Genomic DNA, 22,732 nt, shown 5'->3' with positions numbered 1-22,732 from the left:
GTAACCTCCAGTGACAGTTGAACATCTGACATCGCGTGTGGCTGAGCTGCACGCGCAATTGCGTCACCACGAATATAAATATCACGTTGAAGATGCGCCTGAAATTCCTGACGTGGAATATGACCGCCTGATGAATGAGCTTAAGGCGATCGAAGCGGAGCATCCTGAACTGATCACGCCGGATTCGCCCACCCAGCGCGTTGGTGCGGCACCCCTGTCGGCGTTTGAGTCCGTGCGCCATGAAGTGCCGATGCTGTCGCTGGATAACGTGTTTGATGATGAAAGCTATCTGGCGTTCTACAAACGCGTGCAGGATCGCTTGAAAAGCGGTGAAGAACTGACCTTCTGCTGTGAGCTGAAGCTCGATGGTTTGGCGGTAAGCCTGCTGTATGAAAACGGTCTGTTAGTGCAGGCCGCTACGCGCGGCGATGGCTCGACGGGGGAAAACATTACCGCCAATATCCGCACCATCGGTGCCATTCCGCTGCGCTTGCAGGGGGATAACATTCCTGCGCGCGTGGAAGTGCGCGGCGAAGTGTTTATGAAGCACCGTGGCTTTGAAAAGATGAATGACGACGCGCGACGTACCGGTGGCAAGATATTTGCCAATCCGCGCAATGCGGCGGCGGGGTCGTTACGCCAGCTTGATCCGCGTATTACGGCCAAACGCCCCCTGACCTTTTTTTGCTACGGCGTTGGTCTGTTGGAAGGCGGCACCTTGCCAGCCAGCCATTTGGCGCGCCTGAAGCAGTTTAAAGCCTGGGGATTGCCGGTCAGCGATCGTATTCGTTTATGTACTGGCAGTGCAGATGTGCTGGCATTTTATCGGCAGGTGGAGCAGGAACGCGCTACGCTCGGCTTCGATATAGACGGCGTGGTGGTCAAAGTTGACGACCTGGCATTGCAAGAGCGACTCGGGTTTGTGGCGCGCGCGCCGCGCTGGGCAGTGGCCTTTAAATTCCCGGCGCAGGAACAGCTGACCTGGCTGCACGGCGTTGATTTTCAGGTAGGCCGCACCGGGGCTATTACGCCGGTGGCACGCCTCGAGCCGGTTGCCGTTGCGGGCGTGATGGTGAGCAATGCCACCTTGCACAATCGCGATGAAATTGAACGTCTCGGCATACAGATAGGCGATCGCGTTATCGTGCGTCGCGCAGGCGATGTCATTCCGCAGATCGTTGGCGTAGTGGAAGCGGAGCGCCCTGCGGATGCCCGTGCTATCGATTTTCCGGAACAGTGTCCGGTATGCGGTTCCGAGGTGGAGCGCATTGAGGGTGAGGCCGTGACGCGTTGTACTGGCGGGTTGATCTGCGGCGCACAGCGTAAGGAAGCGTTAAAACACTTTGTCTCGCGCCGTGCGCTGGACGTGGAAGGCATGGGCGACAAGGTTATCGATCAACTGGTGGAAAAAGAGTACGTTAAAACCCCTGCCGACCTGTTTACCCTTACCGCAGGTATCCTGACCGGGCTTGATCGTATGGGACCGAAATCGGCGCAGAATCTGGTCAATGCGCTGGAAAAAGCCAAATTCACCACCTTTGCCCGCTTCTTGTTTGCGCTGGGTATCCGTGACGTGGGCGAAGCGACCGCAAGCAACCTGGCGCAGCATTTTGCCACGCTGGATAACCTGCTGGCGGCGGATGAAGATGCGCTGCTGGAAGTGGCGGATGTGGGGCCTATCGTGGCGAAGCACGTGCGCCATTTCCTGCAAGAAGCGCACAATCAGCAAGTGATTCGCGAGCTTATCGATCCTGAAGGCATCAATATCCATTGGCCGGAAATCGAAAGGGTGGATGTCGCCACGCTGGATAACCCGTTTGCCGGCAAGACCATTGTGCTGACCGGTTCGTTGAGCCAGCTATCCCGTGATGAAGCCAAGGATCGCCTGACGGCACTGGGTGCGAAAGTGAGCGGCAGCGTGTCCAAGAAAACCGATATGGTGATTGCAGGGGAAGCGGCGGGCTCCAAGTTGGCCAAAGCACAAGAACTGAACATCCCGGTGATTGATGAAGCCGAGATGATCCGCCTGCTCGGAGCCTAATCGATGGAAAAAGAGGATTTGATCGCCATCGCTACCCAGCAGATGCCGTTTGGCAAGTATCAGGGTCGTGTGCTGATCGATTTGCCCGAGGAGTATTTGCTGTGGTTTGCCCGCAAGGATTCATTTCCCAAAGGGCGACTGGGTGATTTGATGCAACTGACGCTGACCATCAAGATAGAAGGGCTGCAAGGGTTGGTGACGCCGCTCAAGCAGCGTTAGAAGCAGCACCGCGTTTGCGGTGCTGCGCGTGTGACTCAACGGCTACACGTAGATGTTAATTTTATTCTCTTCAGTTGGCTTGTTAACGCCTTCCTCTTGTGCAGTAGACGTGGATGCCGCCTGCTGCTGTTTACTCTCCGATGACTCGTTCTGCAACCGGGCGATTTGGGCCTGAAGCGCTTGAATCTGCGCCTGAATTAACTGCTGTTGCTCCTGAATACTGGCCTTTTCTTCATCCGTGGTGGCTTTCTCCAGAGAGGAGGTGAGCGATTTGTTCTGTTGCGTTAGCGTTTTAATCTGCTGATTAAGACGAGCAATTTGCTGCTCATTGCTGGTCCCTGAGCTCGCGCTGCTGCCTGAAGAAGACGTCACTGCGCTGATGCTGGTCATTTTTTCTCCTTTTCATTACGGCACTGGTTGTGCTTATAGAGTATCGACGTTTATTCCCTCTCGCTTGACAGGGATTTTGTTGGGATACAGAACGATAGAATCAGGTTTCTTACAGTAGATGTAACAATATGTGTCATTTGCCAATGCGAGGAGAAAACAGAGGAAATTTCGCGGGGCACACGGCGAGGGAATTATCCTTATTCCCAGCCGTATCGTGCGTTGAAAGGGGGGTTAATCAACTGCCATACACGTTGATGGCACTCGTGAGTCGTTGAGCCTGCCGGTTTAAACTTTCAGCCGTATCGGTTGATTGCACCACCATTTCGGTATTGCTTTGGGTCATGATCTCGATTTGGGCGATGGATTGGTTAATCAATCCCAATGCCTGCGTCTGCTCTTGTGTGGCGTTGCTGATCTCTTTGATCATGGTCGAGACTTGCAGCACTTCGCTGACGATATCCGCGATGTGTTTACCCGCATTTTCCACCATTTTACCGCCTGACTCCACGCTTGCGACGTTGGCGTCGATCAGCGTTTTAATCTCTTTGGCGGCAGAGGCCGAGTGCTGGGCCAGGTTACGTACTTCAGCAGCGACCACGGCAAAACCGCGCCCTTGCAAACCCGCTCTGGCGGCTTCTACCGCAGCGTTGAGTGCGAGGATGTTGGTTTGAAACGCAATGCTATCGATCACGCCGATAATATCGACGATCTTATCGCTCGCCTTGGAGATGGATTCCATCATACCAATGGTCTCCCCCATGATATCTCCACCTTTTTGCGCCGTCTGGCTGGCGGCTTCCGCCGTGCTGGTGGCCTGAATCGCGGTTTCAGAACTTTGCTGTACCGCAACGGTGATTTCTTCGATGGCGGCGGCAGTTTGTTGCAGGTTGGCTGAGGTTTCTTCAGTACGGGCATTGAGCGACGTATTGTTCTCCGTCAGACGCTGACTCACGTCAGTCATGCCTTGCACCTGAGCGCCGACGTCATCCACCAACGAGTGGAGATTCAGGCCAAACTGGTTGATGGAGCGCATCAGCAAGCCTATCTCATCCACACGGTTAAAGTGAACATGTGACGTTTTGCGTCCTGAAACCACGCTCTGTGCGTGTTTTTGCATGGTTTTCAGCGGGCGACTGATTTGGCTTTGCAAAAAGGTATCCAGCAAAAGAAACAGGATGACCGCTGCCAGAGCTGACCAGACCGGATCGAGGCCGAAATAGGTAAGCAGAACGGGGGCCAGCGCAGCGATAAACAGCGGACAACGGATACGCCAGCGCACGGAGATTTTTTGCAGCACAGAAAGCGGTGCAAATAACCCGGTGCGAACCACCAATCCTTTATAGAAAGCGCGGCTGCCTGCCTGTTTTTGTTGTACGGCTTCGTACAGGGGTTCGACAAATTTGATCTCTTCCGCACTCGGCGTATTGCGCACGGAAATATAGCCGCTCAACTGATCGTTATGATAAACCGGCGTGACGTTGGCGCGGACCCAGTAATGGTCGCCATTTTTACGTCGATTTTTTACCAGCCCTGTCCAGCTATCACCTTGTTGCAGGGTGTACCACATATCTGCAAACGCTTCGACGGGCATATCAGGATGGCGCACCACGTTGTGGGGCTGAGTGATAAGTTCATCTTCGGCGTAGCCGCTGACGCGGATGAAAGCGGAGTTGGCGTAGGTAATGTAACTTTGAGTATCGGTGGTGGACATCAAGGTTGTGTCCACGTCCAACAGATACTCCTGTTGCGTAACAGGCGTATTGACCCTCATTTGTAACCCCTGGTGCAATTATGGTGCGGTGTTAATAAATTCATGCCCGGTTAAAGGCATGCAAAATTAAAGGTTATTAATTTATGTCACTGCTCTAATGAGCATAAAAATGTAATAACTTCACACTGATGACGTTTGCCACGTCACTGTGGGCACGGGGTGCAACAATCCCGCGTTCGAATTTGAACACGCAGACATCAGAGCGTGTAAATTTATGATGTTGCTAAGGATGCTGTCAATTAATTCGTTTTTAAATAGCACTTTTTAAAATATAAAACCCAGTGAATATAATGAGTTAAAACATCCAGTTATAATAATTTCATGTGAAACTACAGGATGGAATGAAACGCTCAATTGTTACTGCGGTTTGCAAGTTTGTTCAAATTTGTAAATAAAATGAGGGGCGTTATTCGTGGGAAAAATCTTATAATCCCAACAAAGGGTTACGGGATAAACAGAAAATATTAATCGGTAATAGAATAAAAAAATAAACGCCAGCCAACGAGACGTTGGCTGGCGAAATATAAAAAAGGTTTATTTATCAAGTTACAGGCGCAGGGTTGAATACCGCCAGTGCGTTATGCAGGCCCCATTGATCTGACCAGGTTTTCTTCCTTCCGCTGGCAATATCAAGGATAAAATGGAACAGCTCCCAGCCTACCTGTTCGATGGTGGCATCGCCGGTGGCAATTGTGCCAGCATTGATGTCCATCAAATCGTGCCATCTTTCTGCTAATGCGGTGCGGGTCGCCATTTTGATCACGGGCACGGCTAACAGACCATAAGGGGTGCCGCGACCGGTAGTGAAGACCTGTACGGTAATCCCCGAGGCTAACTGCTGGGTGCCACACACAAAATCGCTGGCGGGCGTTGCCGCATAAATCAACCCACGTTTGGTCGGACGCTGCCCCGGAGAGAGCACTTCGGAAATGGCGCTTTGGCCTGATTTGGCAATCGAGCCGAGCGCCTTTTCTACCACGTTCGCCAGCCCACCCTTTTTATTGCCGGGAGACGGGTTAGCGCTGCGATCGGTTTTTCCGGTATCCAGATAGTTGTCATACCAGGCCATCTCTTCGAGCAGGCGGCGACCCACTTCTTCGGTCGCGGCGCGCGGCGTGAGAAGATGGATGGCATCACGCACTTCGGTGACCTCCGAGAACATCACGGTTGCGCCGCAGCGCACCAGCAAATCTGAGGCATACCCCACTGCCGGGTTGGCCGTCACCCCGGAGAAAGCATCGCTGCCCCCGCATTGCATCCCTACCACCAACTCAGAAGCCGGGCAGGTTTCGCGACGGCGTAGGTTAAGACGTTGCAGGTGGCGATCCGCCATGGTGAGAATGTCATCGACCATCGATTGGAACCCCACATGGTGCTCATCTTGCAAACGCACAATGCTAGTGTCGTCCAGCGAGATGGCGTGTACATCAGGGGTACCTTCCAGCAGGCGTTCAGGTTGCAGTTTTTCACAACCCAGGCCGACAACCAGCACTTCTCCACCAAAATTGGGGTTCAATGCCAGGTTGTGAATGGTACGAATGGGAACCACGGCAGCAGGCGCGTTAATAGCAACGCCGCAGCCGTAGAGGTGGTTCAGCGCCACCACGCCATCGACATTCGGATAACGGGGCAGCAGATCGCGTTCGATCAGTTTCACCACGTAATCCACCACGCCTGCAACACAGTGCACGCTGGTAGTAATACCGAGCAGGTTTTTGCTGCCCACGCTGCCGTCTGGATTGCGATAGCCTTCGAAGGTATAGCCTTCCAGCGGGGGTAACGGCGCGGGCACTTTGGTTGCCAGCGGCAGGGTGTCCAGCGGTGGCGCATCCGGTAATTCAACCAGAGACTCATCGATCCAACTGCCACGGGCAATCGGTCTTACCGCATAACCAATAATTTCGCCGTAACGAATAATGGCCTCTGCGACATTAATGTCACTCAGCGCAACTTTATGCCCTTGAGGGACATGTTCAATTAATTCAAGCCCGTCCGAAAAACGGGTGCCAGCACGCAATCCATTATTATTGACGACAATAGCAACATTATCGGATTCGTGGACTTTAATATAAAGCGGTTTTTCCAGTGTGGAATCTGTCACTTTTTTTTCTGACATGATGTAAGCCTTTATTCTCGATCTGTAAAATAACGTTCGTTACTATCGTTGTCGGCTAATTCTTCATTGCTCGTGGACGAGTATAAAGCCCAGACTCTGTGGGTGCATTATGCAAGTGACCTATTTTTTGCTGTTAATCCCGTTTTTTCTGTGGCGTTAGGACAATGAGAGGTGAGTGCTATCACACATCGCCCGGTGTGGGTTATCGGGGGGGCGCGAGGGGGTTATCAGCGATGTGACGCACCGCGCGAATCGCTGATTTTCGTGAAATACCTCCCAGTCGATAGGGCAACTGCACCAACATATTTAAAAATCGATTTTCAATGTTGTGCCTTTCGCTAGTGAGCCCGCAATTGACGGAATTTATAATCTTCTGGCGAGTGAATGATTCGGGTAACTATTTCAAAGTGACAACACTGAAGCGTTCGCAATATAAAGCTTAATAGCTAAACAATTAGTGATTTACCACACTTTCATTCTGATAACCCTACGGCATTCTGTTTCCAGGAATGTGTTATTGAGAATGAATGAACTAACCGTGATCGACAGCAGGAGTTCATCATGAATACAGTAAGCTCAGCAGCTGGCGCTATACAAAAGAGAACAAACGCCCGCTACTGGATTGTCGTGATGTTATTTATAGTCACGTCATTTAACTATGGCGACCGCGCCACCATCTCGATTGCTGGCTCCGCCATGTCAAAGGAAATTGGCCTGGACGCCGTGGGGATGGGGTATATTTTCTCTGCATTCTCTTGGGCCTATGTGATCGGCCAGATCCCGGGCTGTTGGCTGCTTGACCGTTTTGGTTCCAAACGCGTTTACTTCTGGAGTATTTTCACCTGGTCATTGTTCACCTTGCTGCAAGGCTTTGTTGACTTGTTCCAGGGCTCGGCCATCGTGGTGTCCTTGTTTGCACTGCGCTTTATGGTTGGTCTGTGCGAATCGCCCTCTTTCCCCGGTAACAGTCGTATCGTTGCTGCCTGGTTCCCGGCGCAAGAGCGTGGCACTGCCGTGGCGATCTTTAACTCTGCGCAGTACTTTGCAACCGTGATCTTCGCCCCCATTATGGGCTGGCTGGTGCATGCGGTGGGCTGGGCGCACGTGTTCTGGTTCATGGGCGGTTTCGGTATTCTGATAAGCTTCCTGTGGCTGAAAGTGATCCACGATCCGAAAGATCACCCCAGTATGAATCAGGCCGAACTGGATTACATCGAAGCCGGTGGTGCGCTGATCAATATGGATGCGGCGGCCAACAAAGCTAAAGTGCCAGGTAAAGAGAAGTGGTTCCAGATCAAACAGTTGCTGACTTCGCGTATGATGATGGGGGTCTATCTCGGCCAATACTGCATTAACGCATTGACCTACTTCTTTATCACCTGGTTCCCAGTGTATTTGGTACAGGCCAGGGGCATGTCCATCCTCAAAGCCGGTTTTGTTGCCTCGGTGCCAGCCATTTGTGGTTTCATCGGCGGGGTATTAGGCGGTGTGATTTCCGACTACCTGATGCGTCGTACCCAAAACCTGACGCTGGCGCGTAAAACGCCTATCGTATTGGGGATGTTGCTCTCTATGTCGATGGTTATCTGTAACTACGTGTCGACGGAATGGGTGGTTATCGCGGTGATGGCGTTGGCGTTCTTCGGTAAAGGCATCGGTGCGCTGGGTTGGGCAGTGATGGCGGATACGGCACCGAAAGAGATCAGCGGTTTGAGCGGCGGTCTGTTTAATATGTTTGGTAATATTTCCGGTATCGTTACCCCGATTGCCATTGGCTATATTATTGGCATGACCGGTTCCTTTAACGCTGGCTTGATTTATGTGGGTATCCATGCGGCAGTGGCTATTATCAGCTACCTGTTTATTGTACAAGATATCAAACGTATCGAATTAAAACCTTTCAAAGGGTAATAGCATCAACAGGTCAGGCGGATAACGCCTGACCTGTACCCGTTCAGGCGCAATGCCCACTCCCCGCACTTTTATCACGCGTCGTATGCTCGGCAGGGTCATGTACATTCCCCTATTCCTGTTATCATTTTTGTTATTTTCACGCCTCGCTTTTGTTTCCTCTGGTTTCACTGTTTTTTGTTTTAGAAAAAATGAAATAATAACGATGGCAGCCATTGATATATTCACTCGCGCTATTTTTTATGCGCGTTGATCATCGGCTGCGTGCCATTTTTCATTTCCACTTCACATAAACGCTAATTTCGTGAATGACTTCGCAATACGTTGTGCCGAGTTACCATTTAATCATTATCCTGAGACAAAATGTTGTGCACTCGCCCAATGAGCCAGCGCATGTCAGTCATTATAATTTGATGCAGTAGAGCAACGAAGGTACGCGGAGATACGTTGCCCTGTAGTAAGAATCTGTCTCTTCCGCGCTGACACTGACCTCGGCTGGAATATACGATGATAAATAATACCCAGAGTACCCCGGTCATTACCGACATGAAGGTTATCCCGGTTGCCGGCTATGACAGTATGCTGTTGAACATTGGCGGTGCACACGGCGCCTACTTCACGCGCAATCTGGTGGTGTTAACCGACAGCGCAGGCCACACCGGTGTGGGCGAAGCCCCGGGTGGCGAGGTGATTTATCGCACGCTGGTCGATGCGATCCCCCGTGTGAAAGGTGAACAGATTGCGCGAATGAACCGTCTGGTGCATGACGTGCATACCGGTAACCAATCCTCCGATTTTGACGCCTTCGGCAAAGGGGCCTGGACGTTTGAACTGCGGGTTAACGCCGTGGCGGCGCTGGAAGCCGCGTTGCTGGATTTACAGGGCCAGTTCCTGGGCGTACCGGTTGCCGAACTGCTCGGGCCGGGCAAACAGCGTGATGAAGTCACGGTGCTGGGCTACCTGTTTTACATCGGCGATCGCACCAAAACGGATCTGCCGTATCTGCCGGGGGAAACCGGCAAGCACGAGTGGTATCACCTGCGTCATCAGGCAGCCATGGACAGCGACGCCGTCGTGCGGTTGGCTGAAGCCTCTGCCGATCGTTACGGTTTCAAAGATTTCAAACTGAAAGGTGGGGTACTGCCGGGCGAACAAGAGATTGAATCGGTGAAAGCGTTGAAGAAACGTTTTCCGGATGCCCGCATCACCGTCGATCCCAACGGGGCCTGGTTGCTGGATGAGGCCATCCGTTTGTGCAAAGGCATGAACGGCATTCTGACCTATGCCGAAGACCCCTGTGGGGCAGAACAAGGCTTCTCGGGTCGTGAGGTCATGGCGGAGTTCCGTCGTGCCACGGGCCTGCCGGTGGCAACCAATATGATCGCTACCAACTGGCGTGAAATGAACCATGCCGTGATGTTGCAATCCGTCGATATCCCGTTGGCGGACCCACATTTTTGGACCATGCACGGCGCGGTGCGCGTCGCACAACTGTGCAACGACTGGGGCCTGACCTGGGGCTGCCACTCCAATAACCATTTTGATGTGTCACTGGCCATGTTCACCCATGTGGGCGCGGCGGCGCCGGGCAATCCTACTGCGATTGATACCCACTGGATCTGGCAGGAAGGGCAGCACCTGACCAAAGAACCGTTACAGATCGTCAACGGCAAGATTGCCGTACCCGATCGTCCGGGGTTGGGGGTTGAGCTGGACATGGCGCAAGTGATGAAGGCCCATGAGTTACACAAAAAACTGCCCAGCGGCGCGCGTAATGACGCCGCGGCCATGCAGTACCTGATTCCCGGCTGGACATTCGATCGCAAGCGTCCCGTTTTCGGTCGTCAATAAACGGGCAGGCAAACGCTTTAGTAAAGCAAGCGTCATAACGACAGCTACCGAAAGACAGACTAAAAGGATAACAACATGACCCTACAACAATCCACACCGGTTATTACCCACATGCAAGTCATTCCCGTCGCGGGATACGACAGCATGCTGTTGAACCTGAGCGGGGCGCATGCGCCTTACTTCACACGTAATATCGTGATTCTGAAAGATAACTCAGGTCATACCGGTGTGGGTGAAATCCCTGGTGGCGAGAAAATTCGCCAAACGCTGGAAGATGCATCGGTGTTGGTGATCGGTAAAACGCTGGGCGAATATAAGAACGTGATGAATGCCGTGCGTAACCAGTTTGCCGATCGCGATGCCTCCGGGCGTGGGCTGCAAACCTTCGATCTGCGTACCACCATCCACGTAGTGACGGGCATCTAAGCCGCGATGCTGGACCTGCTGGGCCAGTTCCTCAACGTGCCGGTTGCTGCCCTGCTGGGTGATGGTCAACAGCGTGACGCCGTGGAAATGCTCGGTTATCTGTTCTATGTCGGCGATCGTACCAAAACGGACCTGCCGTATCAGAGCCAACCGGATGAGAAATGCGACTGGTATCGTCTGCGTCATGAAGAGGCACTGACGTCCGAATCGGTAGTGCGTTTGGCAGAAGCCGCCTATGAAAAATACGGTTTTAACGATTTCAAACTGAAGGGCGGCGTGCTGGCGTATGCCGAAGATCCGTGCGGCGCAGAACAAGGATTCTCGGGCCGCGAAGTGATGGCAGAGTTCCGTCGTGCGACGGGCTTGCCGACCGCCACCAACATGATCGCCACTGACTGGCGTCAGATGGGCCACACCATTTCGCTACAATCGGTCGATATCCCGCTGGCCGACCCGCACTTCTGGACCATGCAGGGCTCGGTGCGCGTGGCGCAGATGTGCCACGAGTGGGGCTTAACCTGGGGTTCACACTCCAACAACCATTTCGACGTGTCGCTCGCCATGTTTACCCACGTTGGTGCTGCGGCGCCGGGCAAAATTGCCGCGCTTGATACGCACTGGATTTGGCAGGAAGGCAACCAACGCATTACCAAAGAGCCGCTGAAAATTGTCGGTGGTATGGTTGAAGTGCCGAAGAAACCGGGTCTGGGCATTGAGCTTGATATGGATCAGGTGATGAAAGCGCACGAGCTGTACAAAAATATGGGGCTGGGCGCACGTGATGATGCGGTTGGCATGCAGTATCTCATTCCTGGCTGGACGTTCGATAACAAACGCCCCTGCCTGGTTCGTTAATTCACGCTGTACGCCGCCTCATCCGGGGCGGCGCGATAAAGAGTAAGGATAAAACATGAAGACGCCATTGTTGCCAAATCAGTTTCGCCAGGAGTTGACTGAGGGAAAAAACCTGATCGGTTGCTGGTGTGCGTTGGCTAACCCCATTTCTACCGAAGTGCTGGGACTGGCCGGGTTTGACTGGTTGGTGCTGGACTGAGAGCATGCACCGAACGACATCAGCACCTTTATTCCTCAGCTGATGGCGCTTAAAGGCAGCCACAGCGCGCCGGTGGTGCGCCCGCCCTGCAATGAACCCGTCATCATCAAACGTCTGCTGGATATCGGTTTCTATAACTTCCTGATCCCGTTTGTGGAAACCGAAGAAGAAGCGGTGCGCGCAGTGGCGTCTACACGTTATCCCCCTGCCGGTATTCGCGGTGTCTCTGTCGGTCATCGCAGCAATGCGTTCGGTACCGAACCTAACTATTTCGCCACCATCAACGACAACATCACGGTGTTGGTGCAGATCGAAACCCAGGAAGGCGTCGACAACCTGGATGCTATCGCGGCGGTTGACGGTGTGGACGGTATTTTTGTTGGACCGGGCGATCTCTCTGCGGCACTGGGCTATCTGGGGCAACCGAATCACCCGGAAGTGCAGAAAGTCATCCGTCATATTTTTGAGCGTGCCGCCGCGCACGGCAAACCGAGCGGCATTTTGGCACCGGTTGAAGCGGATGCGCGTCGTTATCTGGAGTGGGGTGCCAGCTTTGTTGCCGTCGGCAGCGATCTGGGCGTGTTCCGCGGTGCCACAGCGGCACTGTGTGACAAATTCAAAAAGTCATTTGAATAAATCCGGGCCAGTCAGGCCATTACCGCATTTAACGATCGGACTACGGGGTTAACGTAATGAAAATTGGTTTTATTGGGCTGGGCATTATGGGTAAACCGATGAGTAAAAACCTGATTAAAGCAGGTTACTCATTGGTGGTTTCCGACAGAAACAGCGCAGTGGTAGCGGAAGTGAGCCGAAAGCCATCGACGGTACCCTGTCCGTGATGGTGGGCGGTGATAAGGCGGTATTCGATCGCTGTTACGACGTGATGAAAGCGATGGCGGGTTCGGTGGTACACACCGGCGACATCGGTGCGGGCAACGTGACCAAACTGGCGAATCAGGTGATCGTGGCGTTGAATATCGCCGCTATGTCTGAAGCGCTGGTGCTGGCAACCAAAGCAGGCGTAAACCCGGATCTGGTCTATCAGGCAATCCGCGGCGGGTTGGCGGGCAGCACGGTGCTGGATGCCAAAGCCCCGATGGTGATGGATCGTAATTTCAAACCGGGCTTCCGTATCGATCTGCACATCAAGGATCTGGCGAATGCGCTGGATACGTCACACGGCGTTGGCGCGCAGTTGCCGTTAACGGCGGCGGTGATGGAAATGATGCAGGCGCTGAAAGCGGACGAACTGGGAACGGCAGATCACTGTGCATTAGCACGGTACTACGAAAAGCTGGCCAAAGTTGAAGTGACGCGCTAAGGCAACAGGTCGGTACGACGACTATTCGATACCGACCTGACATACTGACCCGTAACGACTCCGCGGCCCGTTGATACTGGTGGATCGTTTATGAAATCGGATCGTTTATGAAAATAGTTATCGCACCGGATTCTTATAAAGAAAGCCTGTCAGCACAGGAAGTAGCTACACAGATTGAAGCCGGTTTTCGGGAAATTTTTCCTGACGCCAGCTACGTCAAGCTGCCCGTGGCGGATGGCGGCGAAGGTACGGTTGAAGCCATGGTGGCGGCCACGCAAGGGCGTATTGTCGAGGTTCAGGTTACCGGCCCGTTGGGAGACAAGATCGACGCCTTTTTCGGTCTGTCGGGTGATGAAAAAACCGCTTTTATCGAAATGGCGGCGGCCAGCGGGTTGGAGCGAGTGCCTCCCGCGCAGCGTAATCCGCTGCTGACCACCAGCTATGGCACAGGAGAGCTGATTCGTAGCGCCCTGGACCATGGCGTAAAACACTGCATTATCGGTATCGGCGGCAGCGCCACCAATGACGGCGGCGCGGGCATGGCGCAGGCGTTAGGGGCAAAACTGCTGGATGCGCAAGGCGAATCGATCGGTTTTGGCGGCGGCGCGCTGGATGCACTTAAACATGTTGATGTCAGCGAACTGGATCATCGTATCAAGACCTGCCGTTTTGAGGTGGCGTGCGATGTGACGAACCCGCTGACTGGTAAGCTGGGGGCTTCTGCTGTGTTCGGACCGCAAAAAGGCGCGACGCCGGCGATGATTGTGCAGTTAGACAATGCGCTCAAGCAGTACGCAGAAGTGATCCGTCACAGCCTGGATATCGATGTGGATCAGGTGCCGGGCTCCGGGGCGGCCGGTGGCATGGGCGCCGCGTTATTGGCGTTTTGCGGCGCGGAATTGCGTCAGGGCATTGAGATTGTCACCGAAGCGCTGGGATTGGATGAGCTGGTGCGGGACGCATCGCTGGTGATCACCGGTGAAGGGCGTATCGATAGCCAGACCGTGCACGGTAAAGTGCCGATTGGCGTGGCGCGTGTGGCGAAGCGTTACAACAAACCGGTGATCGGGATTGCAGGCAGCCTGACAGCGGATGTCGGCGTGGTGCACCAACACGGCCTGGATGCAGTATTCAGCGTGCTTTACAACATCTGTTCTCTGGAGGAAGCGTTGGACAACGCGGCAGCCAACGTGCGCATGACGGCACGTAACGTTGCGGCAACCATCAAGCTGGCGCAAACGCTCCAATAATGCTCTCTTTGCCGATTTTTTCTGGCGGCTCCTTTCTTCGTCGTCCCCGCGCCGGTGCCGGGGGCGACGCGCCATCAAAGATCCAAAATCCATTCATTTTGCTATCACTGACGCTAACCCCCACGGCGCTATTGGACTCGAAGCACTAAGATTCAGGTCTATCGACAATATCTGACGTTACCGTCCGTTCAGTGAGGGTATATGAATAACTTCGTCGCACTACTCCTTTCGATGGCTGCCGCCTTGTCGGGCTGTGCCTCCCCGGTAAACACACAGCAACCCACTACGCACCTCTACATTGTTCACGGTTACGGCGCTTCACCGTCAGAGCATTGGTTCGCGTGGTTGAAAAGCGAGATGGAGAAAACGGGAGCCACGGTATCGATCATTAATTTACCCACCCCTGACGATCCCCAACCGCAGGCGTGGCAGCGAGCCCTCGAGACACAGGTAACATCGCTAGATAACCGCACCTATTTTGTTGCGCACAGTCTGGGCAGCATTACGTTGTTGAGATTTCTTGAGAAACACCTGACCAACGCGCCCATCGGTGGCTATATTCTGGTTTCCGGTTTCAATGAGCGTCTGCCGACGCTTCCGCAGCTCGACCGCTTCATAAAACCTGATATTGATTATGGCAAACTGGCGCAGAGGGCAAGCTCCCGCGTTGTCATTGCTGCGCCTGATGATGCGGTGGTTCCTTACCGATTCAGTCAGGCGTTGGCGAAATCCCTCGACGCCAGGTTCATTACGGTTGAGCAGGGTAACCACTTTCTGGCAAGTGACGGCTTCACCGAATTCCCTCTGGTGCTGGCCGAGCTACAAAAGGCCATCGCCGTATCAGGGCGGTGAGTCGCTAGCGTCAGCAAAGCGCCGGTCGCCACACCGCAAACGGATCACTGCAAGTGCGCCTGTGCCGCCCGTCGTACATTGGCGATTTCGTCGAGCAGTTCCAGCCATTCCGGCTCCAGTTCCAGCTCGTCCGTTCCCTTACGCAGTGCGGTTTCCAGCGTGTAACACAGTTGCTTTAAGAGTGGCACGCCGCTGTAGCCGCAACTGCCGTGCAGTTTATGAATCAGTGACAGTGTGTCTGCCACGGGGTGGCCCGCTAACAGCCTTTCGATGTGTTGCTGTACGTCCGGCAGGGAGTCCAGCAGCATTTGCAGCAAGTCGCGCGCCAGATCGGGTTTATTCGCTGCCTGACGCGTTGCCAGCGACCAGTCGAGTGAGAGCTGGCTGTCGTCATGTTCCGCCAGCAACTGCACTATGCTGCCGTTCTCGTGCTCAGCCTGTATCACCGGTTGTTGGGTATAACGCGCCAATACCGATGCCAGCATCTGCTCATCAATAGGCTTGGCCAGATAACCATCCATTCCCGCTTGCAGCAATGATTTGCGCTCGTCACTCAGTGAATGGGCACTGACCGCTATAATCGGCGTGGTGGCGTGGCGGGAAAGCTGGCGGATGTGCTCGCTGGCGCGAATGCCATCCATGCCGGGCATCTGGATATCCATCAGGATGACGTCGATATCCTGCATGGCCGCCTGCCCGATAGCGTCTTCACCGCTGTCGCACAGTAGGGTGTTTTCCACCTGCTCTTCCAGCAAGGTGCCGATCAGTTTCAGGTTGGCCGGATTGTCATCCACCGCCATTACACACAGCGGCAAGCGCGGTGTGGGCTGCGTTGTCGCGTGCGTCACTGGCAGTAGGGATAACTGCTGAATCAACAACCCTTCCTGTATTAAGGGCAGCAGGCGTACCGAGGACAGGGGTTTGCTCAGACAAGCGTGGATACCGAAGGATTTCAACTGTTCTGCATCCATTTGCGCCAGACTGGGCAAAGCTAAAATTACACAGTCTGCTTTACGGCCCATATCGCGCAACTGCGAGGTGTAATCCTGCAAGGTATTACGATGCCGGACCGGGACGCCGAGCAGCAAAATATCAAAATGTTGCGGCGGTAGCTGTTCAAGGGTAGGGCTAAAGTGCACCTGCAACGGTGTTTGCCCCAGAATATCGAGCCCGGCCTGTGCGGCGGAGGCGTTGGCTTCCACATAGGCAATGCTGTGTCCTTGCAGTACGGCGGGATTACTCTCTGCCACACTGCTGTGCGGATCGCAGGTTAGCGCGATGTGGAACCAAAAGGTGGAGCCTTGGTTTACCGTGCTTTGGAAGCGAATATCGCCGCCCATCTCCCGGTGCCGCCGTGGCGGCGGGAGATGCTGTTATCCGCCTGCCGAAATGCTTGGAACAACTGTGCCTGCTGCCCTTCGGCGATGCCAATACCGGTATCTCGGATCTGAATTTCCAACTCCAGCCGTTTATGGCTCTGGCGGTGACGTTCAACGCGGATATCAATATTGCCCTTTTCGGTGAATTTGATGGCATTGCCCAGCAGGTTGGTGATCACCTGTTGCAGACGCATCGGGTCGCCGATAAAACGCTCGGGCACGCCGGGTTGAATGTTGAGCGTCAGCTCTAACCCTTTCTCATGGGCGGTGTGCGCTAACAGCGTGATGACATCATCCAGCGTGTTATGCAGTGAGAACGGGATGTTTTCCAACACCAGCTTGCCCGCTTCGAGCTTGGAGAAATCCAGCACGTCATTGATGATGGTCAGCAAGTTGTTGGCAGAACGCTCGATGGTGCGCAAATAGTCGGTCTGGGTGGCGGTTAGTGTGGTTTTCAGCGTTTGACGGGTGAAACCGATCACGCCGTTAAGCGGGGTGCGCAGCTCATGCGACATGTTGGCCAAAAACTCGGATTTGATGCGCGCGGCCTCTTGCGCCCGCTTTTTCGCCAAATCCAACTCGACGTTCTGGATCTCCATTTGTTCCAGCGTTTCTCTGAGATCGTAAGTGGCCTGATCGATATTTTGCTGCATCTCTTCGTGGTAGGCCGTCAGGGACATCGCCATGGCGTTGATGCCGTTTTTCAGCATATCCAGTTCGCCCAGCATGCACCCTTCCGCACGGCTGTCCAATTGACCGCGCCGGATACGATCGACGGTATCCACCATATTGCGTATCGGCATGGTGACATCGCGCACCAGACGATAGGCGAACAGACCAGCAATCCCCATACACAGCAGCATCAACAGCGTGGCGATAAAGCTGTTGCAGCATGACGGAGTCGGTATCCAGCTCCAGCAACACATACCCTATGGTCGCGCCGGGACGATCGACCTTGCCCGCATGACGGGTAAATTCCGGGCCGATGGTGATAGGCATATGCAATAACAGCATGTTATCAACCTGGTGAGAATGAAGCCCTGACGGCATCTGCTGCTGTTTTACCGCATCAATCAGTTGGGTGATATGGCGCGAATCGGTGCTGAACAACACCTGATGTTGTGCGTTAGTGATGATAATGGCGCGTACAATGTCGGAATGACGCCGATGCAGCATATTGATCAGCGGCTGAATCATCTCCTGCTGGTTCGATACCATCGAAAAGGCGGAAACGGCGGAAAGCGGCTCAATAATACTGGCCCCCGCGCTGGCAAGCTGGTCTTGCAACTGATTGCTGCGGTGAATAACGAAGAACGTACTGAGCAGCAATCCGATAATCAATGTCGGGGCCAGAATCAGTATCATCATGCGAGCACGCAGACTGTATTTGGTCATGAGGTTCCAATGTGGGAGAATTAGGCCCAGACGTTCAGCTTAAAGACACAATAGCAAACTATGGCGCAATTCTACTCTCCAAACCGGCGTGTGACGACCCGGCAAACCATTAACGTGAACGTGACCGATCTCGATCCCTTCGGGCAGGGTGTCGCGCGTCATCAAGGCAAAACCGTTTTCGTGCCCGGCGTGCTGCCGGAGGAGCAGGCGGAAGTCCGGCTGACCGAGGATAAACGCCAGTATGCGCGTGCTGAACTTAAACGGCTGCTGACGCGCAGTGCGCAGCGTGTGGAACCGCGCTGTCCGCACTTTGGCGTGTGCGGCGGTTGCCAGCAGCAGCATGCCGATGTTGCGTTGCAACAGCGCAGTAAATCGGCCGCGCTGCAAAAGCTGATGACGCGAGAAACCGGACAAACGCTGACGGATATCGGACTGATTGCGGGACCGGCCTATGGTTACCGTCGGCGTGCGCGTCTTGCGTTATACTTTTTGACGGGAGACAAACCTGCCTCGGTGGGCGGGAAGGCGTCAGCCCACGCTAAATCAGAGCTTCAACCTGCGCCGGGTTTACGCATGGGATACCGCCAGGGGCAATCGCACGATGTGGTGGATATCGCGACCTGCCCGGTGTTGGTGCCGGAACTGGATGCCCTGTTAGCGCCGTTGCGTCAGTGCCTCAGCCAGTTGCAAGGGGTGAAACGGCTTGGTCATGTGGAACTGGTGCTGGCGGATAACGGTCCGCTGCTGGTGTTGCGCCATCTTGATGCCCTGAGTGCCGCGGACACCGATGCGTTGCGCGCGTTTTCCGTCGCGCAGCAGGTGGCTATCTATCTGGCACCGGAGGCCGATGTCGTCACCTCCCTGACGGGCGATACGCCGGTTTATCGCGTGAGCGACATGACGCTTGCCTTCAGCCCGCGCGACTTTATTCAGGTCAATGATGCGGTAAATCAGCTGATGGTGGCACAGGCGTTGGCGTGGCTGGATGTGCAGCCGCAAGACCGCATTCTCGATCTGTTTTGCGGCATGGGCAATTTCACGCTGCCGCTGGCCACGCGTGCGGCAGAGGTGGTCGGCGTTGGTGGAGAAGGGGCGAGAGAATGCGCGCCGTAACGGCTTGTCTAACGTCACATTTTCTCACCAAAATCTCGACGAGGATGTTGCGCAACAGTCCTGGAGCGCCCAGGGATTTGATAAGATACTGCTAGACCCGGCACGCGCCGGGGCGGCGGAAGTGATGCCTCAAATTGTTAAACTTGCACCACAGCGTGTGGTCTATGTTTCGTGTAACCCCACGACATTGGCGCGGGACAGTAAAGTGCTGTTGGCCGCAGGTTACACGTTGGCGCAGGTCGCCATGTTGGATATGTTTCCTCACACCGGCCACCTTGAATCGATGGCACTGTTTTTGCAGCGTTCTGGTAAGGCGGCACGCTCTGGCAAAGCGGCATTGTAGGGAGAATTTATGGTTGCGGTAAGAAGTGCGCATTTGAATACGGACGGCGAGTTTGTGCCAGATGCCTGGATTGCATCGTTGGGCATCAATAATCAGCAGTCGTGTGAACGCTTAGCCGAGACCTGGCGCTATTGTGAACAGCATACGCAGGGCCATCCCGATGCGATGTTGCTGTTATGGCGCGGTATTGAAATGGTGGAGATCCTCTCCACCCTCAGCATGGATAACGACAGCATGCGCGCGGCGATGCTGTTCCCGCTGGCAGACTCCGGTGTGGTGGATGAAGACACGCTGCGCGAAGCCTTTGGCAAGAATATCGTCGATTTGGTGCACGGCGTGCGCGATATGGATGCGATTCGTCAACTGAAGGCGACGCAACACGATTCTGTCGCCTCCGAGCAGGTGGACAATATTCGCCGTATGCTGTTGGCGATGGTGGAAGATTTCCGCTGCGTGGTGATCAAACTGGCGGAGCGCATTGCACACCTGCGTGAAGTGAAAGACGCGCCGGAAGAAGAGCGCGTGCTGGCGGCCAAAGAGTGTACCAATATCTACGCGCCCTTAGCGAACCGCCTCGGCATCGGCCAGCTCAAATGGGAGCTGGAAGATTTCTGCTTCCGGTATCTGCACCCGGATGAATACAAAAAAATCGCCAAACTGTTGCACGAGCGCCGTATTGATCGTGAACAGTACATTGACGATTTTGTCAAAACGCTGCGCACCGCGATGGCGGGCGAGGGCGTTAAGGCCGATATCTATGGCCGGCCCAAGCATATCTACAGCATCTGGCGCAAGATGCAGAAAAAATCCCTGTCGTTCGATGAGCTGTTTGATGTGCGCGCCGTGCGCATCGTGGTTGAACGCTTGCAGGATTGCTATGCGGCGCTCGGTATCGTTCACACGCACTATCGTCATCTGCCTGACGAGTTCGACGACTACGTGGCGAACCCCAAACCCAACGGCTATCAGTCCATCCACACGGTGGTGTTGGGGCCGAGGGGCAAAACCCTTGAAATCCAGATTCGCACCAAACAGATGCATGAAGATGCCGAACTGGGTGTGGCAGCGCACTGGAAATACAAGGAGGGTGCTGTCGCCGGGGGGCGTTCCGGTTACGAAGGGCGCATTGCCTGGCTGCGTAAGTTGCTCACCTGGCAAGAGGAAATGGCCGATTCAGACGAAATGCTGGACGAAGTGCGCAGCCAGGTCTTCGACGATCGCGTCTATGTGTTTACACCAAAAGGCGACGTGGTCGATCTGCCGACCGGCTCCACGCCGCTGGATTTCGCCTACCACATTCACAGCGATATCGGGCATCGTTGCATCGGGGCCAAAATTGGCGGGCGCATTGTGCCCTTTACCTACCAGTTGCAGATGGGCGATCAGATTGAAATCATCACGCAGAAGCAGCCGAACCCGAGTCGTGATTGGCTAAACCCGAACCTGGGCTATATCACCACCAGCCGTGGCCGCTCCAAGATCCATAACTGGTTCCGCAAGCAAGATCGTGACAAGAATATTCTGGCCGGGCGCCAGATTCTGGATAACGAGCTGGAACATTTGGGGATCAGCCTCAAAGCTGCAGAGAAGCTGCTGCTGCCGCGCTATAACATCAACTCGCTTGATGAACTGCTGGCCGGTATTGGCGGCGGGGATATCCGCCTTAACCAGATGGTGAACTTCCTTCAGGCCCAGCTCAATCAGCCCAGTGCTGAGGAGCAGGATCGCGAAGCGCTGCGTCAGCTCACCCAGCAGAAAGCGCCGCCGCAGAACAGCCGCAAAGACAGCGGCCGCATTGTGGTAGAAGGGGTTGGCAATCTGATGCATCATATCGCGCGGTGCTGCCTGCCGATCCCGGGCGATGAGATCATCGGTTTCATCACGCGCGGACGCGGTATCTCTATCCATCGCGCCGACTGTGAGCAGTTAGACGATCTGCGCAGCCATGCGCCGGAGCGGATTGTCGATGCCGTCTGGGGCGAAAGCTATTCCAGCGGCTACTCGCTGACGGTGCGCGTAACCGCCAACGATCGCAGTGGGTTGCTGCGCGATATTACCACCATTCTGGCGAACGAAAAGGTGAACGTGCTGGGCGTGTCCAGCCGCAGTGATACCAAGCAGCAGATCGCGGTGATCGACATGGAGATCGAGATCTACAACCTTCAGGTATTAGGACGGGTGCTGGCGAAGCTTAACCAACTGCCGGATGTCATTGACGCACGTCGCCAGCAAGGGGCGTAATCGCGAAAAAGGCGTCGTTTCCGGTCAGCGCAGGGAGCGGCGCTTTTTTATCATCTACTTTAGGAATCAGGCATGACAGCAGCGGCTATTGAACGTCTTCTTTCCATTATGAACACACTGCGCGATCCGGAAAACGGTTGCCCGTGGGATCGCAAGCAAACCTTTGACACCATCGCGCCCTACACGTTGGAAGAGACCTACGAAGTGCTGGATGCGATTGCACGCCAGGATTTCGACGATCTGCGCAGCGAATTGGGCGATCTGCTGTTTCAGGTGGTGTTTTACGCCCAGATGGCGCAAGAGCAGGGATTGTTTGATTTTTCTGCGGTGTGCGATGCGATAAGCGACAAGCTTGAACGGCGACATCCGCATATCTTTGGCGATGCAACGCTCACCGACAGTGACGCGGTGCTTGCCAACTGGGAGCAAACTAAAGCCCAGGAGCGCGCTGAAAAAGCCCATTATTCGGCGTTGGATGATATCCCTGATGCCTTGCCCGCCTTAATGAAAGCGCACAAAATCCAGCAGCGCTGCGCGTCGGTAGGTTTCGACTGGAACAGCCTGGGACCTGTCGTTGATAAAGTGTATGAAGAGATTGATGAAGTGATGCACGAAGCCCGACAGGCGGTGGTGGATGAAGAGAAGCTGGCTGAAGAAGTGGGCGATTTATTATTCGCTACGGTCAATCTTTCGCGCCACCTTGGCCAGAAAGCCGAAAACGCGCTTCAGGCAGCAAACCGCAAATTCAGCCGCCGTTTCCGTCAGGTAGAACAGATTGTTATCGCCTCGGGAAAAACAGTCGAACAGGCGACGCTTGAGGAAATGGACGCGGCCTGGGAACAGGTAAAACGTCAAGAAAAGGACGATTAAGCGATTTTAATCGTACTGCTGCACTTTTCTATCTGTTTCGTTATTTATCTTTATGATTTTTAATACGATGTTTCATGCCATTTGTGCGTGATACATCGGTTTAGTCGCACCCTTACGATCGCCACAATGATGAAAAGCAACATTTGTAGCCTTCATCAGGTTCAGGTATACTACTTTCCCGTCCTG

Annotated in this window: 12 protein-coding genes and 5 pseudogenes; 12 read left to right on the top strand and 5 right to left on the bottom strand. The window is 54.3% G+C overall.

The window, feature by feature from the left end; translation table 11 throughout:
* Positions 1 to 10 precede the first annotated feature (10 nt).
* Both ligA and K6K13_RS17090 read left to right on the top strand, forming a co-directional pair.
* Positions 11 to 2,041, top strand: a complete 2,031-nt coding sequence (gene ligA / locus K6K13_RS17095) for an NAD-dependent DNA ligase LigA (protein WP_222158047.1) — start codon at positions 11 to 13, stop codon at positions 2,039 to 2,041.
* A gap of 3 nt (positions 2,042 to 2,044) precedes the next feature.
* Positions 2,045 to 2,260: a DUF3820 family protein gene (locus K6K13_RS17090; protein ID WP_222158046.1), complete on the top strand. Its 216-nt coding sequence runs from the start codon at positions 2,045 to 2,047 to the stop codon at positions 2,258 to 2,260.
* Positions 2,261 to 2,302: 42 nt separating this feature from the next.
* Here K6K13_RS17090 and K6K13_RS17085 read toward each other — a convergent pair whose 3' ends face one another.
* The 3 genes from K6K13_RS17085 to garD form a co-directional block, all read right to left on the bottom strand.
* Positions 2,303 to 2,650, bottom strand: a complete 348-nt coding sequence (locus K6K13_RS17085; protein ID WP_222158045.1) for a FlxA-like family protein — start codon at positions 2,648 to 2,650, stop codon at positions 2,303 to 2,305.
* A gap of 235 nt (positions 2,651 to 2,885) precedes the next feature.
* Positions 2,886 to 4,421: a methyl-accepting chemotaxis protein gene (locus K6K13_RS17080; protein WP_222158044.1), complete on the bottom strand. Its 1,536-nt coding sequence runs from the start codon at positions 4,419 to 4,421 to the stop codon at positions 2,886 to 2,888.
* A gap of 541 nt (positions 4,422 to 4,962) precedes the next feature.
* Positions 4,963 to 6,537, bottom strand: a complete 1,575-nt coding sequence (gene garD / locus K6K13_RS17075) for a galactarate dehydratase (protein ID WP_222158043.1) — start codon at positions 6,535 to 6,537, stop codon at positions 4,963 to 4,965.
* A gap of 561 nt (positions 6,538 to 7,098) precedes the next feature.
* Between garD and K6K13_RS17070 the strand changes: the two genes are divergently transcribed.
* On the top strand, positions 7,099 to 8,448 hold the full coding sequence (locus tag K6K13_RS17070; RefSeq protein WP_222158042.1) for an MFS transporter: 1,350 nt from the start codon (positions 7,099 to 7,101) through the stop codon (positions 8,446 to 8,448).
* Here K6K13_RS17070 and K6K13_RS17065 read toward each other — a convergent pair.
* The gene (locus K6K13_RS17065) at positions 8,428 to 8,664 is read right to left on the bottom strand and encodes a hypothetical protein (protein WP_222158041.1); all 237 of its coding nucleotides are present in this window, start codon (positions 8,662 to 8,664) and stop codon (positions 8,428 to 8,430) included. The two genes, K6K13_RS17070 and K6K13_RS17065, sit on opposite strands and share 21 nt — an antisense overlap.
* Positions 8,665 to 8,958: 294 nt before the next feature.
* On the opposite strand from K6K13_RS17065, the gene K6K13_RS17060 reads away from it, so the two are divergent.
* The 6 genes and pseudogenes from K6K13_RS17060 (at position 8,959) to K6K13_RS17035 (ending at position 15,205) form a co-directional block, all read left to right on the top strand.
* The gene (locus K6K13_RS17060) at positions 8,959 to 10,299 is read left to right on the top strand and encodes an enolase C-terminal domain-like protein (RefSeq protein ID WP_222161156.1); all 1,341 of its coding nucleotides are present in this window, start codon (positions 8,959 to 8,961) and stop codon (positions 10,297 to 10,299) included.
* Between the two features lie 75 nt (positions 10,300 to 10,374).
* Positions 10,375 to 11,580: pseudogene (locus K6K13_RS17055) on the top strand (enolase C-terminal domain-like protein).
* Between the two features lie 55 nt (positions 11,581 to 11,635).
* Positions 11,636 to 12,415, top strand: a pseudogene (gene garL, locus K6K13_RS17050) (2-dehydro-3-deoxyglucarate aldolase).
* Positions 12,416 to 12,471: 56 nt separating this feature from the next.
* Positions 12,472 to 13,103, top strand: a pseudogene (locus tag K6K13_RS17045) (NAD-binding protein).
* A gap of 107 nt (positions 13,104 to 13,210) precedes the next feature.
* Positions 13,211 to 14,353, top strand: a complete 1,143-nt coding sequence (locus K6K13_RS17040) for a glycerate kinase (protein WP_222158040.1) — start codon at positions 13,211 to 13,213, stop codon at positions 14,351 to 14,353.
* Between the two features lie 201 nt (positions 14,354 to 14,554).
* Positions 14,555 to 15,205, top strand: a complete 651-nt coding sequence (locus K6K13_RS17035) for an RBBP9/YdeN family alpha/beta hydrolase (protein WP_222158039.1) — start codon at positions 14,555 to 14,557, stop codon at positions 15,203 to 15,205.
* 44 nt (positions 15,206 to 15,249) lie between these two features.
* On the opposite strand, the pseudogene barA reads toward K6K13_RS17035, so the two are convergent.
* Positions 15,250 to 17,979: pseudogene (gene barA / locus K6K13_RS17030) on the bottom strand (two-component sensor histidine kinase BarA).
* Between the two features lie 60 nt (positions 17,980 to 18,039).
* Between barA and rlmD the strand changes: the two are divergent.
* From rlmD to mazG, 3 genes and pseudogenes are all read left to right on the top strand, one after another.
* A pseudogene (gene rlmD / locus K6K13_RS17025) lies at positions 18,040 to 19,435 on the top strand (23S rRNA (uracil(1939)-C(5))-methyltransferase RlmD).
* A 9-nt stretch (positions 19,436 to 19,444) separates the two neighbouring features.
* Positions 19,445 to 21,676, top strand: a complete 2,232-nt coding sequence (gene relA, locus K6K13_RS17020) for a GTP diphosphokinase (RefSeq protein WP_222158038.1) — start codon at positions 19,445 to 19,447, stop codon at positions 21,674 to 21,676.
* Between the two features lie 72 nt (positions 21,677 to 21,748).
* Entirely contained in the window at positions 21,749 to 22,546 is a 798-nt protein-coding gene (mazG, locus tag K6K13_RS17015) for a nucleoside triphosphate pyrophosphohydrolase (RefSeq protein ID WP_222158037.1), read from the top strand.
* Positions 22,547 to 22,732: the final 186 nt, after the last annotated feature.

It is taken from the genome of Symbiopectobacterium purcellii (assembly GCF_019797845.1).
Lineage (GTDB): Bacteria > Pseudomonadota > Gammaproteobacteria > Enterobacterales > Enterobacteriaceae > Symbiopectobacterium > Symbiopectobacterium purcellii.
Note: the sequence above shows the minus strand (reverse complement) of the source record. Positions and strands in the feature narration are given on the sequence as shown.